13 protein-coding genes are annotated in these 15,385 nt (G+C 72.9%); 3 read left to right on the forward strand and 10 right to left on the reverse strand.

What is annotated here, in order from left to right; translation table 11 throughout:
* Positions 1–6 precede the first annotated feature (6 nt).
* Together J1M37_RS08565 and J1M37_RS08570 are read right to left on the reverse strand one after the other, a co-directional pair.
* Complete coding sequence (locus tag J1M37_RS08565) at positions 7–1,419, reverse strand: class II 3-deoxy-7-phosphoheptulonate synthase (protein ID WP_002854593.1); 1,413 nt, start codon at positions 1,417–1,419, stop codon at positions 7–9.
* A 71-nt stretch (positions 1,420–1,490) separates the two neighbouring features.
* The gene (locus tag J1M37_RS08570) at positions 1,491–2,198 is read right to left on the reverse strand and encodes a lysophospholipid acyltransferase family protein (RefSeq protein ID WP_098092486.1); all 708 of its coding nucleotides are present in this window, start codon (positions 2,196–2,198) and stop codon (positions 1,491–1,493) included.
* 114 nt (positions 2,199–2,312) lie between these two features.
* Between J1M37_RS08570 and J1M37_RS08575 the strand changes: the two genes are divergently transcribed.
* Positions 2,313–2,669 carry an alpha/beta hydrolase gene (locus J1M37_RS08575; protein ID WP_241250962.1) on the forward strand — a complete coding sequence of 119 codons (357 nt, stop codon included), beginning with the start codon at positions 2,313–2,315 and terminating at the stop codon, positions 2,667–2,669.
* A gap of 114 nt (positions 2,670–2,783) precedes the next feature.
* Entirely contained in the window at positions 2,784–4,619 is a 1,836-nt protein-coding gene (locus J1M37_RS08580) for an AMP-dependent synthetase/ligase (RefSeq protein ID WP_122054385.1), read from the forward strand.
* A 61-nt stretch (positions 4,620–4,680) separates the two neighbouring features.
* Here the strand turns inward: J1M37_RS08580 and J1M37_RS08585 are convergent, their stop codons facing one another.
* The 8 genes from J1M37_RS08585 to J1M37_RS08620 form a co-directional block, all read right to left on the reverse strand.
* Complete coding sequence (locus J1M37_RS08585) at positions 4,681–6,144, reverse strand: mycothione reductase (RefSeq protein WP_036384583.1); 1,464 nt, start codon at positions 6,142–6,144, stop codon at positions 4,681–4,683.
* 82 nt (positions 6,145–6,226) lie between these two features.
* Complete coding sequence (locus tag J1M37_RS08590; RefSeq protein ID WP_122054388.1) at positions 6,227–9,745, reverse strand: pyruvate carboxylase; 3,519 nt, start codon at positions 9,743–9,745, stop codon at positions 6,227–6,229.
* Between the two features lie 111 nt (positions 9,746–9,856).
* Positions 9,857–10,420, reverse strand: coding sequence for a MerR family transcriptional regulator (locus J1M37_RS08595; RefSeq protein ID WP_012750924.1), 564 nt, complete (start codon positions 10,418–10,420; stop codon positions 9,857–9,859).
* Positions 10,421–10,632: 212 nt separating this feature from the next.
* On the reverse strand, positions 10,633–11,148 hold the full coding sequence (locus tag J1M37_RS08600; protein ID WP_060974306.1) for a bifunctional nuclease family protein: 516 nt from the start codon (positions 11,146–11,148) through the stop codon (positions 10,633–10,635).
* Positions 11,141–11,884, reverse strand: coding sequence for a transcriptional regulator FtsR (gene ftsR / locus J1M37_RS08605; protein WP_060974307.1), 744 nt, complete (start codon positions 11,882–11,884; stop codon positions 11,141–11,143). The genes J1M37_RS08600 and ftsR overlap by 8 nt, the downstream gene beginning before the upstream one ends.
* A gap of 12 nt (positions 11,885–11,896) precedes the next feature.
* Positions 11,897–12,322 (reverse strand): FHA domain-containing protein, encoded by a 426-nt coding sequence (locus J1M37_RS08610; RefSeq protein ID WP_049146965.1) that lies wholly within the window; start codon positions 12,320–12,322, stop codon positions 11,897–11,899.
* A gap of 101 nt (positions 12,323–12,423) precedes the next feature.
* Positions 12,424–12,810 carry a glycine cleavage system protein GcvH gene (gcvH, locus tag J1M37_RS08615; RefSeq protein WP_002854607.1) on the reverse strand — a complete coding sequence of 129 codons (387 nt, stop codon included), beginning with the start codon at positions 12,808–12,810 and terminating at the stop codon, positions 12,424–12,426.
* Between the two features lie 85 nt (positions 12,811–12,895).
* Positions 12,896–14,431, reverse strand: coding sequence for a peptide MFS transporter (locus J1M37_RS08620; protein ID WP_081097783.1), 1,536 nt, complete (start codon positions 14,429–14,431; stop codon positions 12,896–12,898).
* Positions 14,432–14,531: 100 nt separating this feature from the next.
* On the opposite strand from J1M37_RS08620, the gene J1M37_RS08625 reads away from it, so the two are divergent.
* The gene (locus J1M37_RS08625) at positions 14,532–15,053 is read left to right on the forward strand and encodes an adenine phosphoribosyltransferase (RefSeq protein ID WP_043278777.1); all 522 of its coding nucleotides are present in this window, start codon (positions 14,532–14,534) and stop codon (positions 15,051–15,053) included.
* Positions 15,054–15,385: the final 332 nt, after the last annotated feature.

Below are 15,385 nucleotides of genomic sequence, written 5' to 3' on the forward strand. Positions count from 1 at the left end.
GCGAGGTCAGGCCCGCGGCGCGCGACGCTCGGGGTGCGAGAGGGCCTCGGTGACCTTGAACGCCATCTCCAGGGACTGCTGGTGGTTCAGCCGCGGGTCGCAGAGCGTCTCGTAGCGGGCGTCGAAGTCGGCCTCGTTGATCGGGTCGGAGCCGCCCAGGCACTCGGCGACGTCGTCGCCGGTCAGCTCGACGTGCATGCCGCCCGGATGCGTGCCGAGCTCGCGGTGCACCTCGAAGAAGCCGCTGACCTCGTCCATCACGTCCTCGAACCGGCGGGTCTTGTAGCCGTTGGCCGCGGTCACGGTGTTGCCGTGCATGGGGTCGGTGACCCACACCGGTTCCAGCCCCGCGTCCCGGACGCCCTCGACGATGCCGGGCAGCACGTCCCGGATCCGCTCCGCGCCCATGCGGGTGATGAAGGTCAGGCGGCCCGGCTCGCGCTCCGGGTCCAGCCGCTCCGCGAGCTCGAGGGCGTCCGCGGTCGTGGTGGTCGGGCCGAGCTTCACGCCGATCGGGTTGCGGACCCGGGAGAGGAAGTCGACGTGGGCGCCGTCCACCTGGCGGGTGCGCTCGCCGATCCACAGGAAGTGGGCGCTCGTGGCGTAGGGGTCGCCGCTGCGCGAGTCCACGCGGGTCAGGGCGCGCTCGTAGTCGAGCAGGAGCGCCTCGTGGGCCGAGTAGAACTCGGTGCGGCGCATGGCCTCGAAGTCCACGCCCGCGGCGTTCATGAAGCGGACCGCGCGGTCGATCTCGGCGGCCATCTCCTCGTACTGGGCGTAGGCCGGGTTGGCCATGAAGCCCTGGTTCCACTGGTGCACGCTGCGCAGATCGGCGAAGCCGCCCTGGGTGAAGGCGCGGACCAGATTCAGGGTGGAGGCGGAGGTGTGGTACGCCTGCACCATCCGCCGGGCGTCGTGCCGGCGGGCCTGCTCGGTGAACTCGTAGCCGTTCACGATCTCGCCGCGGAAGCTGGGCAGCGTGACGCCGTCGCGGGTCTCCGTGTCCGAGGACCGCGGCTTGGCGAACTGGCCGGCGATCCGGCCCATCTTCACGACCGGCATGGAGGCGCCGTAGGTCAGCACTGCGGCCATCTGCAGGATGGTCTTCACCCGGGCGCTGATCCGGTTGGCGGTGGACCCGGCGAACGTCTCGGCGCAGTCGCCGCCCTGCAGGAGGAACGCGCGGCCCTGGGCGACGTCGGCCAGACGGGCGCGCAGCAGGTCGACCTCGCCCGCGAAGACGAGCGGGGGCAGGGCGCTCAGCTCGGCGACGGCGGCGCGGTGGTCGGCCTCGTCCGCCCAGGACGGCGCCTGTGCGATCGGCAGCGAGCGCCAGTGGTCCAGGCCGGGGATGTCGGCGGCGCCCTCCGAGATGGCGGTGCCGAAGGCCAGGATCTTCTCGCGGGGGTCTTCAGTCATGCACACCAGGCTAGGGGCCGCGTGCCGCGCCCCGGTCTGGGCGTCCCCGGATGACGACGCGCGGGCCCCGCTCAGTCGCCGGCGCGCGGCGGAGCGGCCACCCGGCCCGCCTTCACGTCCGCCGCGTAGGTGTCCACGTATTCCTGGCCCGACAGGCGCCGGATGGCCTCCATGATCTCGTCCGTCACCTCCCGCAGCACCCGGCGGTCGTCGGCTGCCGCGGCACGGCCGGAGAAGTCCAGCGGCTCGCCGAAGATCATGCCCAGGCGCCGGATCCGCGGCAGCACGTGGCCGATCGGCTGGACCCGGTCCGTGCCGATCATCGCGATGGGCACCACGGGCACGCCCGAGGCCAGCGCGAGCTTGGCCACGCCGATCTTGCCGCGATGCAGCCGCCCGTCCGGGCTGCGGGTGCCCTCCGGGTAGATCCCGAGCAGCCGGCCCTCCCGCAGCGCCGCGAGGCCCGCGTCCAGCGAGCGCAGGGACGCCTCTCCGCCGGAGCGGTCCATGGGCAGCTGGTTCGCGGCCTCGAAGAACCGGCGGGTGACCCACCCCTTCACGCCCGGGCCGGTGAAGTACTCGTGCTTGGCCAGGAAGTGCACCTGGCGGTCGAGCATGGCCGGCATGAACACCGAATCCGAGACGGACAGGTGGTTGCTGGCCAGGATCGCCGGGCCCTCGGCCGGCACGTTCGCGAGGCCCTTCACCCAGGGGCGGAACAGCAGGCGGGTGGCCGGAGCCACGGCGAACGTCTTGGCGGACCAGTAGAACGTGGACACGAGGGCCTTCCGGTCGGGGCGGTCGGGTGCCTGCCCATCGTACGGTCCGCCTGCCTTACCCTGGGAGCATGCCCCGCCCCGTCGCCGTCGCCCCCGAAGACCCCCTTCGCCCCGTTGCTGGCCCCGTTCGTCCCCACGGTCGCCCCGATCGCGGACGACATCGCGGACCCGACGGCACGCGAGCGCGCCTACCCCCGCACGCCGGTGGCCGGCGTCGCCGCCGTCGGCCGCATCCAGCGGGCCGCCCGCCGCGCCCTGCCGCGGATCACCGCTCCCGTGACGGTCTACCGGTCCGCCCGCGACGCCGTCGTGCCCGCCTCGAGCCACCGGACCCTGGTGCGGGGCCTGCGCCAGGCCCCCGTGGAGGTGGTGGGACTGCCCCGCAGCCGCCACGTCGCCACGCTCGACCACGACCTGCCGCTGCTGATCGACCACGGCCGGAGCGCGGTCGCCGCCATGACGACGCACTGAGTCGCGCCCGGACCCCACCGCTGCCGGTTGTAGAGTGTGCGTGACACGACTCACACATACTTCCGTTCCGCCGACCACCGGTCGGCGGGACCGACCCAACGCCCGAGGAGTCCCATGCACGAGATCAGCGAGCCGTACCACCCCCGCCTGTCCCCGGAGGCGAACATCACGGACTTCCTGGAACGCCAGGCCACGGAGCGTCCCGACCACGGCCTCTTCGCGGTGCCCGACGCGCAGGACCAGTGGACGGACGTCTCCGCCCGGGACGCCCGCGAGCGCGTGCGGGCCCTGGCCAAGGGGCTGATCGCCGCCGGGATCCAGCCCGGGGAGACGGTCGGGCTCCTGGCCTCCACCCGCCTGGAGTGGACACTGGTCGACTTCGCCATCTGGTATGCCGGCGCGGTCACCGTGCCCGTGTACGAGACCTCCTCCGTCAGCCAGGTGTCCTGGATCATCGAGGACTCGCACGTGCGCGCCGTCGTGACCGGGAACGAGAACCTCGCCAAGACGGTGCGGGACGCGGTGCAGCGCGAGGGCCTGCCGGAGCTGATCGGCCTGTGGACGATGGACCCGGCCGACGGCGCCCCCGGCTCCGGTCTCGAGGCGCTCGTCGCCCTGGGCACGGACGTCACCGATGAGGAGCTCGAGACGCGCCGGTCCTCCGCCGGCCTGGCCGACCTGGCGACCATCATCTACACCTCCGGCACCACGGGCCGGCCCAAGGGCTGCGAGCTCACGCACGAGAACTTCGCGGAGCTCGTCAACCAGACCCTGTCCTCCTCGCTCGGCGACGTCGTCCGCCAGGACACCTCCACCGTGCTGTTCATCCCCCTGGCGCACGTGTTCGCGCGCTTCGTCTCGGTGCTCACCGTCGCCGCGGGCGCACGCTGCGGGCACGTCTCGGACATCAAGCGGCTCTCGGTCTCGCTGCAGACCTTCCAGCCGAGCTTCGTGCTGGCCGTGCCGCGCGTGTTCGAGAAGATCTACAACGCGGCGCTGCTCAACGCGCAGAGCGGCGGCAAGGAGAAGATCTTCCGCCGTGGCGCGGACGTGGCGATCCGCTGGTCCCGGGCGCTGGACTCGGGCCAGATGACGGCGCCCCTGCGGCTGCAGCGCGCGTTCTACTCCGCGCTGGTCTACCGCCGGATCCGGACGGCCATGGGCGGCCGGCTCGCGTACGCGGTCTCCGGCGGCGGCCCCCTCTCCACCGACCTGGCGCACTTCTTCCGCGGCGTGGGCGTGACCATCCTCGAGGGCTACGGCCTCACCGAGACGACGGCCCCCATCACCGTGGGCCGGCCGGACCGGCTGAAGATCGGCACGGTCGGACACCCCCTCGGCGGCAACCAGGTGCGGATCGCCGAGGACGGCGAGATCCTCACGCGCGGCACGTCGCTGATGCGCGGCTACCACAACCGGCCGGAGGCGAACGAGGAGGCCTTCGAAGACGGCTGGTTCCGCACCGGCGACCTCGGGGCCCTGGACGACGACGGCTTCCTCACGATCACCGGCCGCAAGAAGGAGCTGCTGGTGACGGCCGGCGGCAAGAACGTGGCACCGGCGATGCTCGAGGACGCGATCCGCAGCGACGCGCTCGTCTCCCAGGTGATGGTGGTCGGCGACGGCAAGCCCTTCATCGCGGCGATCGTCACCCTCGACACCGACACCCTGCCCGCGTGGCTCGCCGCGAACGGGCTGCCGAAGGACCTCGACGTCGCTGCGGCCGCACGCGAGGACGCGGTGCGCCGCCACATCCAGGAGGCCGTGGACAAGGCCAACAGCCTGGTCTCGCGCGCCGAGGGGATCCGGGAGTTCCGCATCCTCGACCGCGACTTCTCCCTGGAGGAGGGCCATGTGACCCCGTCCCTGAAGATGCGCCGGTCGGCGATCATGAAGGACTTCGCCGCGCAGATCGCGGACATCTACGGGGAGCCCGCCCCGCACAACTGAACGCCCCCTCGACGACGGCGCCCGGCCCCGCGGCCGGGCGTCGTCGTCCCCGCGGTTCCGGTCAGAGCAGACCGGAGTCCGGCACGTCCAGGCCCAGCAGCGCGTTCTCGACGACCTCGGTGAGGGCCGGGTGGGGCCAGTACTGGCCCCGCGCGAGCCGGTGGGCGTCGATGCCGAACGCCATGCCGGTCACGAGCGGCTGGATGAGGTTCGCGGCCTCGTGCCCCAGGATGTGCCCGCCCAGGATCCGTCCCGTGGCCTTCTCCGCGACGACGGTGCACACGCCCTCGGTGTCCTCCATGGCCCAGCCGTAGGCGACGTCCCCGAAGGACTGGGTCTTCACCGTGATCGCGTCCGCGCCGTAGTCGGCGAGCGCCTGCTCCACCGTGAGACCGACGGAGGCCACCTGCGGATGGGTGAACACGGCCGCCGGCACGGGGCCGAGCGTGTTGGCGCGGAGATCGTCCGGATGCTCCAGGTTGTGCGCGACGACGCGGGCCTCGTGATTGGCTACGTGCTTGAGCTGCCACGTGTTGGCGACGTCCCCGAGCACGTAGACCCCCTCCACCGGAGCACCGTCGGAGAGTGCGCGCTGATGCTCGTCGCTGGCCAGGACGCCGTCGTCGGTGACGTCCAGTCCCGCGGCGGCGGGGTCGAGGCGGTCCGTGTTCGGCGTCCGGCCGACCGCGATCAGCACCGTGTCCGCCTCGATGGCCTCCTCCACGATGCCGGTCTGCTCCTGGCCCCCTGCGCGATCCAGGCGCACCCGGACCCAGCCGTCCGCGGCCCGCTCGGCGTCCTCGACCGGTTCGATCCCGGCCGGGGTCCACCCCGTGCGCAGGTCCCACCGTCGGGCAGCGATCTTCGTGAACGTCGTGGACACGGACATGTCGTGCTGCTTGAGCAGCCGGTGGCCGCGGTTGACCTGGACGACCTCGGTCCCCAGCCCGGCGAAGACGGAGGCGAACTCGCAGGCGATGAACCCGCCGCCCACCACGAGCAGCCGCCGCGGCAGCCGATCCAGTCGCATCACGGTGTCCGAGGTGTGCACCGACGGCAGGTCCAGGCCCGGGATCTCCGGGAGGGTGGGCCGCGACCCCGCGGCGACCACCACCTGGTCCGCCGTGATCTCCCGGCCCGAGGCGGTGCGCACGCGGCGGGGACCGACGAAGCGCACCTCCTCCTGGATCACGCTCGTGTAGTCCAGATCGTCCCGGCGGTAGCGCAGCCCGTCCCGGCTGATGCCGTCGATGCGCGTGAAGATGCGGTCCCGGATGGCCGGGAAGTCGGCGCCCGTGAACTCCAGCCCCACCCCGAGGCTCCGGGCCTCGGGGGGCAGCGCGGCCAGGCCGGCCGGGTAGGCGTACATCTTGGTGGGGATGCAGCCGACGTTCAGGCAGGTGCCGCCGAACGTGCCGGAGTCGGCGATCACGACGCTCCGGCCCTTCCAGTGTTCGCTGATCAGGGAGTTCCCCGATCCGGAGCCGATGATGAGCAGGTCGTGGTGTTCCGCAGAGGTGGCCATGCCTCCCAGGATAGGCACGGGCCCGGACGCGGTGGCGTCCGGGCCCGTGGGGCGGCCCGCCGGCGGCGGGCTCACGCGGGGCTCACTCGATCACGAGCAGCAGGTCTCCGCCGTTGACGGGCGTGACGCCCTCCGTGACCACGCGGCGCACGGTGCCCGCGGCCTGGGCCGTGATCGTGGCCTCCATCTTCATCGCCTCGATCGTGGCCACCGCCTGGCCGACCTCGACGGCGTCGCCCTCGGCCACCTGGACGGTGACCGAGCCCGCGAACGGGGCGGCGACGTGGCCGGGGGTGCCGGGGTCCGCCTTCTCCGCGGTCCGCACGGTGGACTCGATCGAGCGGTCCCGGACGGTCATCTGGCGCAGCTGGCCGTTCAGGGTGACCATCACCGTGCGCATGCCCTTCTCGTCCGGCTCGGAGACGGACATGAGGGTGGCGAGCAGCCGGACACCGCGTCCGAGCGAGATGACGTGCTCACGCCCGGGGACGAGGCCGTAGAGGAAGTCGCGGGTGTGCAGGGTGACGGTGTCCCCGAACTCCTCGCGGTGCGCCTCGAACTCCTTCGTGGGGCCGGGGAAGAGCAGGCGGTTCAGCACCGCGCGGCGGGTCTGTCCGGCCTCGGCGAGGGCGGTCGAGTCCTCCGCGGAGATCTCCACCATGCCCGCGCCCTCGCGGCGACCCTGGAGGGCCTTGGTCCGGAAGGGCTCCGGCCAGCCGCCGGGCGGGTCGCCGAGCTCGCCGCGCAGGAAGCCGATCACGGAGTCCGGGATGTCGAACTCCTGCGGACGCTCCGCGAACTCCTTCGGGTCCACGCCGGAACCGACCAGCTGGAGCGCCAGGTCGCCCACCACCTTGGAGGACGGGGTGACCTTGACGAGGTGGCCGAGCAGGTCGTCGGCCGCGGCGTACATCGACTCGATGGCCTCGAACCGCTCCCCCAGGCCGAGCGCGATCGCCTGCGTGCGCAGGTTGGACAGCTGGCCGCCCGGGATCTCGTGGTGGTACACGCGGCCGGTCGGGGCGGGCAGCCCCGCCTCGAAGGGCGCGTACGCCGAGCGGACGGACTCCCAGTAGGGCTCCATCGCGGTGGCGGCCTCGAGGCCGAGACCGGTGTCCCGCTCCGTGTGCTCGAGCGCCGCCACCAGGGCGGACAGCGGCACCTGGCTGGTGGTGCCCGCCATGGACGCGGTGGCCGCGTCGACGGCGTCCACGCCGGCCTCCGCCGCTGCGAGCAGGGTGGCCAGCTGACCGCCGGCGGTGTCGTGCGTGTGCAGGTGCACGGGCAGGTCGAACTCGGCGCGCAGGGCGGTGACCAGCTCGCGCGCCGCGGCGGGCCGCAGCAGGCCCGCCATGTCCTTGATCGCCAGGACGTGGGCGCCGGCGTCGACCATCCGGCGGGCGAGGCCCAGGTAGTAGTCGAGCGTGTAGAGCGTCTCCTTCGGGTCCGTCATGTTGCCCGTGTAGCACAGCGCCGCCTCGGCCACGGCGGTGCCCGTGGCACGCACCGCCTCGATGGCCGGGGTGATCTGCTCGACGTCGTTGAGCGCATCGAAGATGCGGAACACGTCGACGCCGGACGCCGCGGCCTCGGCCACGAACGCGTCCGTCACCTCGGTGGGGTACGGCGTGTAGCCCACCGTGTTGCGGCCGCGCAGCAGCATCTGGATCGGGATGTTCGGCAGCTCCGCGCGCAGCAGCTCGAGGCGCTGCCACGGGTCCTCGTGGAGGAAGCGCAGCGCGACGTCGTACGTCGCCCCGCCCCAGGCCTCCACCGAGAGCAGCCCCGGCAGGGTGTGCGCGACGGCGGGGGCGGCGGCCAGCAGGTCGCGCGTGCGGACGCGGGTGGCCAGCAGGGACTGGTGGGCGTCGCGGAACGTGGTGTCCGTGACGGCCAGCGCGGTCTGTTCGCGCAGGGTGCGGGCGAAGCCCTCGGGGCCCTGCTCCAGCAGCACCTGACGCCAGCCGTGCGGGGGCGCCGCGTCCTCGTTCCGGCTCGGGCCGTCGAAGGGCGAGCGGTCCGGCTCCTGGTGCTTGTCGCCCGGGTGCTCCGGGAGGCGGTCGCGGGGGTCGATGCCCTCGATGCGCGGGCCGTGCGGCTGGTTGACCGTGACGTCCACGAGGTACTGCAGGGCCTTGGAGCCGCGGTCCTGGGAGCGGTTCACCGTGGCCAGCTCGGGGTGCTTGTCGATGAAGTCCGTGGCGACGTCGCCGCTGACGAACTGCGGGTCGTCCATCACGTTCATCAGGAACGGGATGTTGGTGGCCACGCCGCGCACGCGGAACTCGGCCAGGGCGCGGCGCACGCGGCGCACGGCCGTGGCGTAGTCGCGTCCGCGGCAGGTGAGCTTGACCAGCATGGAGTCGAAGTGCGGGCTGATCTCCGCACCGGCGTAGATGGTGCCGCCGTCGAGGCGCACACCGGAGCCGCCGGCCGAGCGGTAGGCGGTGATGGTGCCGATGTCCGGGCGGAAGCCGTTGGCCGGGTCCTCGGTGGTGATGCGGCACTGGATGGCGAAGCCGCGGACCTGGAGGGCGTCCTGCGTGATGCCCAGCTCGGGCAGGGTGGCGCCGGCGGCGATGCGCAGCTGCGCGCCCACCAGGTCCACGTCCGTGACCTCCTCGGTCACGGTGTGCTCCACCTGGATGCGGGGGTTCATCTCGATGAACACGTGCTGGCCCGCACGCTCGCCCGCCGTGTCCACGAGGAACTCGACGGTGCCCGCGTTGACGTACCCCATCTCCTTGGCGAAGGCGACGGCGTCCCGGTGCAGGGCCTGCCGGATCTCCTCGTCCAGGTTCGGGGCCGGGGCCATCTCGATGACCTTCTGGTGGCGGCGCTGGAGCGAGCAGTCCCGCTCGAAGAGGTGCACGACGTTGCCCTCGCCGTCGGCGAGGATCTGCACCTCGATGTGCCGCGGCCGCAGGACGGCCTGCTCGAGGAACACGGTGGGGTCGCCGAAGGCGGTGTCCGCCTCGCGCATCGCGGCCTCGAGTGAGCCGCGCAGGTCCTCGCGGCGCTCGACGCGGCGCATGCCGCGGCCGCCGCCGCCGGCGACGGCCTTGACGAAGATGGGGAAGCCGATCTCCTCGGCCTGCTCCAGGAGCCACTCGACGTCGGCGCTCGGGTCCGAGGAGGCCAGGGTGGGGATGCCCGCACGCTTGGCCGCGCGCAGGGCCTCGACCTTGTTGCCGGTCAGCTCGAGGACGTCGGCGGGCGGGCCGACGAAGGTGATCCCGTTCTCAGCCGCGGCACGGGCCAGGCCGGCGTTCTCCGACAGGAAGCCGTAGCCCGGGTAGATCGCGTCGGCCCCGGCGTCCTTCGCCACGCGGATGATCTCGTCCACGTCGAGGTAGGCGCGCACGGGGTGGCCCTCCTCGCCGATGCGGTAGGCCTCGTCCGCCTTCTGGCGGTGGATCGAATTGCGGTCCTCGTAGGGGAAGACGGCGACGGTGCGGGCGCCCAGCTCGTAGCAGGCGCGGAAGGCGCGGACGGCGATCTCGCCGCGGTTGGCCACCAAGACCTTGGAGAAGACGGCGCCGGCTCCGGTCGACCCGGCCGCGTCCTCTGGAGGGGTGAAGTTCTCGACAGGTGCGGTCATGGTTGGGAGTGTGTCACACCGCGCCGGAGTTCCGCCTCATGTCGCGCACAGTCACCGCTGCGAGACGAAAGATGACTGACTCGGCCCTCCGGGGCGCCCCGGGGTGGAGGGTCAGGCGGAGCGGCGGGCCCGACGCCGCCCGGCCAGCTCGTCCCCCGGCTCGGGGGCGCCGACCACGCTCTCGCGGGGCAGCTCGGCGAGGCTGCCCTCGACCTCGCGCCACACGCGGCCGACGGCGATCCCGAAGACGCCCTGGCCGCCCTGGACGAGGTCCACGACCTCGTCCGCCGAGGTGCACTCGTACACCGAGGCGCCGTCGCTCATCAGGGTGATCTGCGCCAGGTCCTCGACACCCCGCTCGCGCAGGTGGCCCACGGCGGTGCGGATCTGCTGGAGCGAGACGCCGGTGTCCAGGAGGCGCTTGACCACCTTGAGGACGAGGATGTCGCGGAACGAGTAGAGCCGCTGGGAGCCGGAGCCGGAGGCGCTGCGGACCGTGGGGGCCACGAGATCCGTGCGGGCCCAGTAGTCGAGCTGGCGATAGGTGATGCCGGCGGCCTTGCACGCGGTGGGACCGCGGAAGCCGACGTCGTCGCCCTGGGTCCTGCCCTCGTCGAAGAGCGTGCCCTGGGCGCCGAGCGCGGGGGGCCGGCCAGGACCTGCAGTGGGTGTCACGGGGAACCTCCTGGTGCGGGGCCCCCGGTGCGGGGAGGGGGACGCGACCGTCGTGTGCCGCCGGTGACCGTGGCGGCGCTCCCCGGTGACCGTGGGGAGGGCGACGGAGGCGCTCCGGGTGGCGGGGCCCTCTTCCCCTCGAAGGTACGCGCGGGTCCGGGGACGGTCAACGAAGCCGGCGGCGAGACCGCGCCGTGTCGCGCCGGCTCCGCTCAGGCGAAGTCCTCGGGGCGCACCGTGTCCAGGAAGTCGCGGAAGTCCTCGACGGCGCGCTCCTGGCCGGCGTCCTCCTCCCCCGTCCGCGCCGGCATGCCGGCGTCCGCGAGCACGGCGGGGCTGCCCAGCACGGGGGCGTCGGCGCGCAGGGCGACCACGACGGCGTCCGACGCGCGGGCGTCGACCCGGGCGCCCGTGGAGAGCACGAGCTCGGCGTGCACGACCTCGTCCCGGACCTCGGTGAGGCGCACCCGCACGACCTCGGCGCCCAGGGCGTCGACGGCGGCCAGGAGCAGCTCATGGGTGAGGGGCCGGGGCGTGCGGACGCCCTCGAGCGCGAGCGCGGCGGCGGCGGCCTCGGGCGCGCCCACCCACAGCGGGACCATCGTGCGGCCGGGCGGATCCACCAGCAGGATCACGTGGTGCTGTTCGGGCAGCTCGACACGCACGCCGAGCACGGAGAGCGGCACGTCGCCGGCGTCGTCGGCGGGCACGGGGCGCGGCTCAGTCATCCCACTGCTCCAGTCCCACGGCCACGAGGGCCGCATGCAGCCGCAGGCTGGCCTGCGCGATCTCGCGTGCCGAGCGGGCCACGCGGGGGCGGGTGCCGGCGTCGCGGCGGGCCTGCAGCGGGGCGACGGCGCGCTCCACCAGGCCCAGTTCGCGGTCGGCCGCGGCCCGCAGCGGGCGGAGGTGCCGGGGCTCCAGGCCGTGGCCCGCGAGCACGACGGCGGCCCGGGCCACGTCCATCGCGTGGCTCGGGTAGCCGCCGTCGGGATCGACGGGCAGGAGCGAGTACTGATCCAGCTCGGCCAGCAGCTCCTCGCCCGCACCGGATTCGGCGGCGAGCTCGGCGCGGGTCCACGACCGGCGACCCCCGGCGACCTCGCGGCCGAGCCGCTCCGCGTCCGAGGACGCCGGGACCGCCGCGGTTCCGGGCAGGCCGGTGGGGCGTTCGCCGCGGTCCAGCGCGGCCAGGTGGTCGGCGATGACCTTGAGCGGCAGGAAGTGGTCGCGCTGCAGGGCGAGGACGAACCGGAGCCGGTCCACGTCCCCGGGCCGGAAGCGCCGGTAGCCGGCGGGAGTCCGCTCGGGCAGGACGAGGCCGCGGTCCTCCAGGAAGCGCACCTTGGACGCGGTGACGCCGGGGAATTCGGCTTCGAGGGCGGCCACGACCTCGCCGATGCCCAGCCGGCCCGCAGGGCGGGCGGCGGGGACGGCGTCGGGTCGCGGGCGCGGATCGGTCACGGGGATGACGGCTCAGCCCCGCGCCGGTGCGGCGTAGTACGTGAGCCGGTATTTGCCGATCTGCACGTGCATCCCGGAGCGCAGCAGGATCTCGTCCACGCGGTCGTGGTTCACGAAGGTGCCGTTGAGGGAGTTCAGGTCCACGAGCCGATGGCCGCCGTCCTCGGCCCGGAACTCCGCGTGACGACGGGAGACCGTGACGTCGTCGAGGAAGATGTCCGCGTCCGGGTGGCGCCCCACGGAGACCACGTCCTCGTCCAGCAGGAAGCGGGCGGACTGGTCCGGGCCCTCGTGGGCGAGCAGCAGCGCGGAACCGGCCGGGAGGGCGCGGATCGCGTCCGACTCCTCGCGGGTGAGGTCCGCCGAGACCAGCGGCGCCAGCTCGGTGAGGTTGATGGCGGAGGTGGACAGGTCCGGTTCACGTCCGGGCTGGTTCATGGGGTGCTCCTGTGCGGGGGCCGGCGCCGCGGCGCCGGAGGGAGAGACGAAGGGGACGCCGTCGCCCCGCCGGCCAGCGACGGGGCGACGGCGGACGGGGCTCAGCTGGTGTGCGAGGCGTAGCCCTCGGCGTCCATGAGGCCCTCGAGCTGGGCCTCGTCCGCGAGGGTGATCTCGAACAGCCAGCCGCCCTCGTAGGGGGCAGAGTTGACCAGGCCGGGCTCGCCGTCGAGCTCGTCGTTGACGGCGGCCACGGTGCCGGAGACCGGGGCGTAGATGTCCGAGACGGACTTCGTGGACTCGACCTCGCCCACCGCGGTGCCCGCGGTGACCTCGGTGCCGACCTCCGGCAGGTCCACGTAGACGACGTCACCCAGCGCATCCTGGGCGAAGTCGGTGATGCCCACGCGGACCGTGCCGGCGGCACCGGCCTCGGCGATCCACTCGTGCTCGGCGGAGTACTTCAGGCCTTCGGGGATGGAGCTCATGGAGTGCGCGTCCTTTGTGTGGTCGGGAGTGATGACGTCGTCTCGCAGACTACCGAGCGGCGCGTGATTCGCGCCACTGGCGCGCTCAGAGCACGCCGCGCATGCCGCGACGCACCGGCTTGGCGATGGCCAGCACGAGCAGGCCCACGCCCAGGGTGACCGCACCGATCATGCCGAAGTAGCCCACCTCGTTCTGCTCCGAGTAGGAGCCGGCCAGGGAGCCTGCCAGGGCCGTGCCCAGGGCGACGGACAGGTTGTACAGCGACACCATCATCACCGGGAAGCTGCGCGGGGCGACCTTGGTGGCCAGGGAGAGGCCCACCGGGGAGACGAGCAGCTCGCCCATGGTGCAGACGAAGAGGATCAGCGTCAGCCACAGCAGCGGCACGGCGACGACGTCGGCCACCGGGATGAACAGCAGGAAGGCGATGCCGATCAGGACGATGCCGATGCCGAACTTCACCGGGGTGGCGGGCTGGCGGGCGCCCAGCTTGGTCCACAGCGCGGCGAACACCGGGGCGAACACGATGATGAAGATCGGGTTGATGGAGTTGACCCACTCCATGGGCATGAGCCAGCCGAACAGGTTCCGGTCGAGGCGGTGCTCGGAGTACAGCGCGATCACGGTGAACTGCTGCTGGAAGAGGGCGAAGAACACGGACGTGCCGATGAACAGCGGGATGAACGCCTTCACGCGCGAGCGCTCCTCCTCCGTGACCTTCGTGGAGGTCAGCAGGACGGCGAAGATCGCGATGGCCGCGACGGCGGCGAGCACGACGACGGCGTCGGAGAGGTTGCCCAGGGTGACGACGCCCGTGAGGAACAGGACCACGACGACGGCGACCATCCCCAGGCCGATCAGGCCCCAGCGGCCGTACTGCGACCGCGGCAGCGGATCCGGGACCCGGTGCACGTCCGTGGGCAGGTTCTTGCGGGTCAGGGCGTACTGCGCCAGGCCGATGGCCATGCCGGCGGCGGCGAGGCCGAAGCCGACGTGGAAGCCCAGCGTGTCCCGCGCCAGGCCGGTCAGCAGCGGGCCGAAGAGGGCGCCGATGTTCACGCCCATGTAGAAGATGGAGAAGCCGGCGTCGCGCTTGGGGTCCTCGCGGGAGTACAGGGAGCCGACGAGGTTCGTGGCGTTGGCCTTGAGGCCGCCCGAGCCGACGGCGACGAGCACGAGGCCGAGGGCCAGGCCCGGGACACCCGGGACGAGGGCCAGCGCGATGTGGCCGAACATGATCCCGACGGCGCTGATGAACATGGTGCGCTCGGAGCCGAGCAGGCGGTCGGCGACCCAGCCGCCGAGGATGCAGAACACGTACACCATGCCGCCGTAGGCGCCGACGATGCCCGTGGCCACGGCCGGGTCGATCCCGAGGCCGCCCTCCGCGGCGGTCCAGGACATGTAGTACACGAGCATCGCCTGCATGCCGTAGAAGGAGAAGCGCTCCCACAGCTCCACGGAGAACAGGTTCGCCAGCGGGCCGGGCTGGCCGAGGAACGGGCGGCCGCGCCAGTCGGGGGTGGCGTCGTCGGGACGGGTGGCCGTCGACGCCGCCACGCGGGCGGACGGCTCGACGTCGGGCACGCGGCCCGCGAGAGGATTCTGGGGATTTTCCACCGATCTACTGTCCTCCCCTGAGGGAGCCAGAGCAAACTCCCCGCCCGATGACGCCGATCACATCCGCGGCCCGGGCGGCGTACGTCCTAGAGTGGAGGCCGTGTCCGTCACCTCCGAGATCGCCCGTGCCCGCTCGCTCATCCGTGTGGTCCCCGACCATCCCAGCCCGGGCGTGGCCTTCCAGGACATCACGCCCCTGCTCGCCGACGCCCGCGCCCTGAGGGAGTGTGTTGAGGCCCTGGTGGCGCCGTTCGAGGGGCGGTTCGACCTCGTGGCCGGCCTCGAGGCCCGCGGGTTCCTGCTCGCCGGGGCGGCCGCCGTCCTGACAGGCACCGGCCTCGTGCCGCTGCGCAAGGCCGGGCGCCTCCCGGCGCCCGCAGCCCGCGCGGACTACACGCTGGAGTACGGGACCGCGAGCATCGAGGTCTCCGAGGACCTGCGGGCCGGGTCACGGGTGCTCCTGCTCGACGACGTCCTCGCCACGGGCGGCACCCTCGCCGCCGGCCGACGGCTCATCGAGGCACGGGGTGCGGAGGTGGTGGGCGCGGCCTGCCTGCTGGAACTCAGGGCCCTCGGCGGCCGGGCCGTCGTGCCGGACACGCACGTGCTGTTCGCAGCCTGAACCGCCCGCCCGACCGACGGGGAGTGGCGGCAAAGGTGGCCCGGCCCCGGGTACGACGAAGCCGGAGCCCTGCGCTGCAGGACTCCGGCCTCGTGAATGTGGTCGGGCTGCTGCGAAACTACTGCCAACAAGCGCGGAGAACCGCGGAACTGGCCGAGCTCCTGGCCACGGCACGCGAGTCGACGCGGAGCCCGGGCGACCGCCTGGGCTGACCCCGTTTCGTAGGTCCAGTCGTTATGAGAGTCGTCCTGTTGCCCGCGGTCGCGGGCAGGGAGACTGGTCAGATCATGACGAACAGCAGGAAGCGTCACACCCCCGAGCAGGTCGTCCGT

Source organism: Micrococcus sp. KRD012 (genome assembly GCF_017168555.1).
GTDB lineage: Bacteria > Actinomycetota > Actinomycetes > Actinomycetales > Micrococcaceae > Micrococcus > Micrococcus luteus.

Excerpts from the sequence above, each read along its gene's own strand:
- J1M37_RS08580 (WP_122054385.1), top strand. The coding sequence starts at position 2,784 with ATGCACGAGATCAGCGAGCCGTACCACCCCCGCCTGTCCCCGGAGGCG.
- J1M37_RS08610 (WP_049146965.1), bottom strand. The coding sequence starts at position 12,322 with ATGAACCAGCCCGGACGTGAACCGGACCTGTCCACCTCCGCCATCAAC.
- J1M37_RS08565 (WP_002854593.1), bottom strand. The coding sequence starts at position 1,419 with ATGACTGAAGACCCCCGCGAGAAGATCCTGGCCTTCGGCACCGCCATC.
- J1M37_RS08590 (WP_122054388.1), bottom strand. The coding sequence starts at position 9,745 with ATGACCGCACCTGTCGAGAACTTCACCCCTCCAGAGGACGCGGCCGGG.
- J1M37_RS08600 (WP_060974306.1), bottom strand. The coding sequence starts at position 11,148 with ATGACTGAGCCGCGCCCCGTGCCCGCCGACGACGCCGGCGACGTGCCG.
- J1M37_RS08585 (WP_036384583.1), bottom strand. The coding sequence starts at position 6,144 with ATGGCCACCTCTGCGGAACACCACGACCTGCTCATCATCGGCTCCGGA.
- gcvH (WP_002854607.1), bottom strand. The coding sequence starts at position 12,810 with ATGAGCTCCATCCCCGAAGGCCTGAAGTACTCCGCCGAGCACGAGTGG.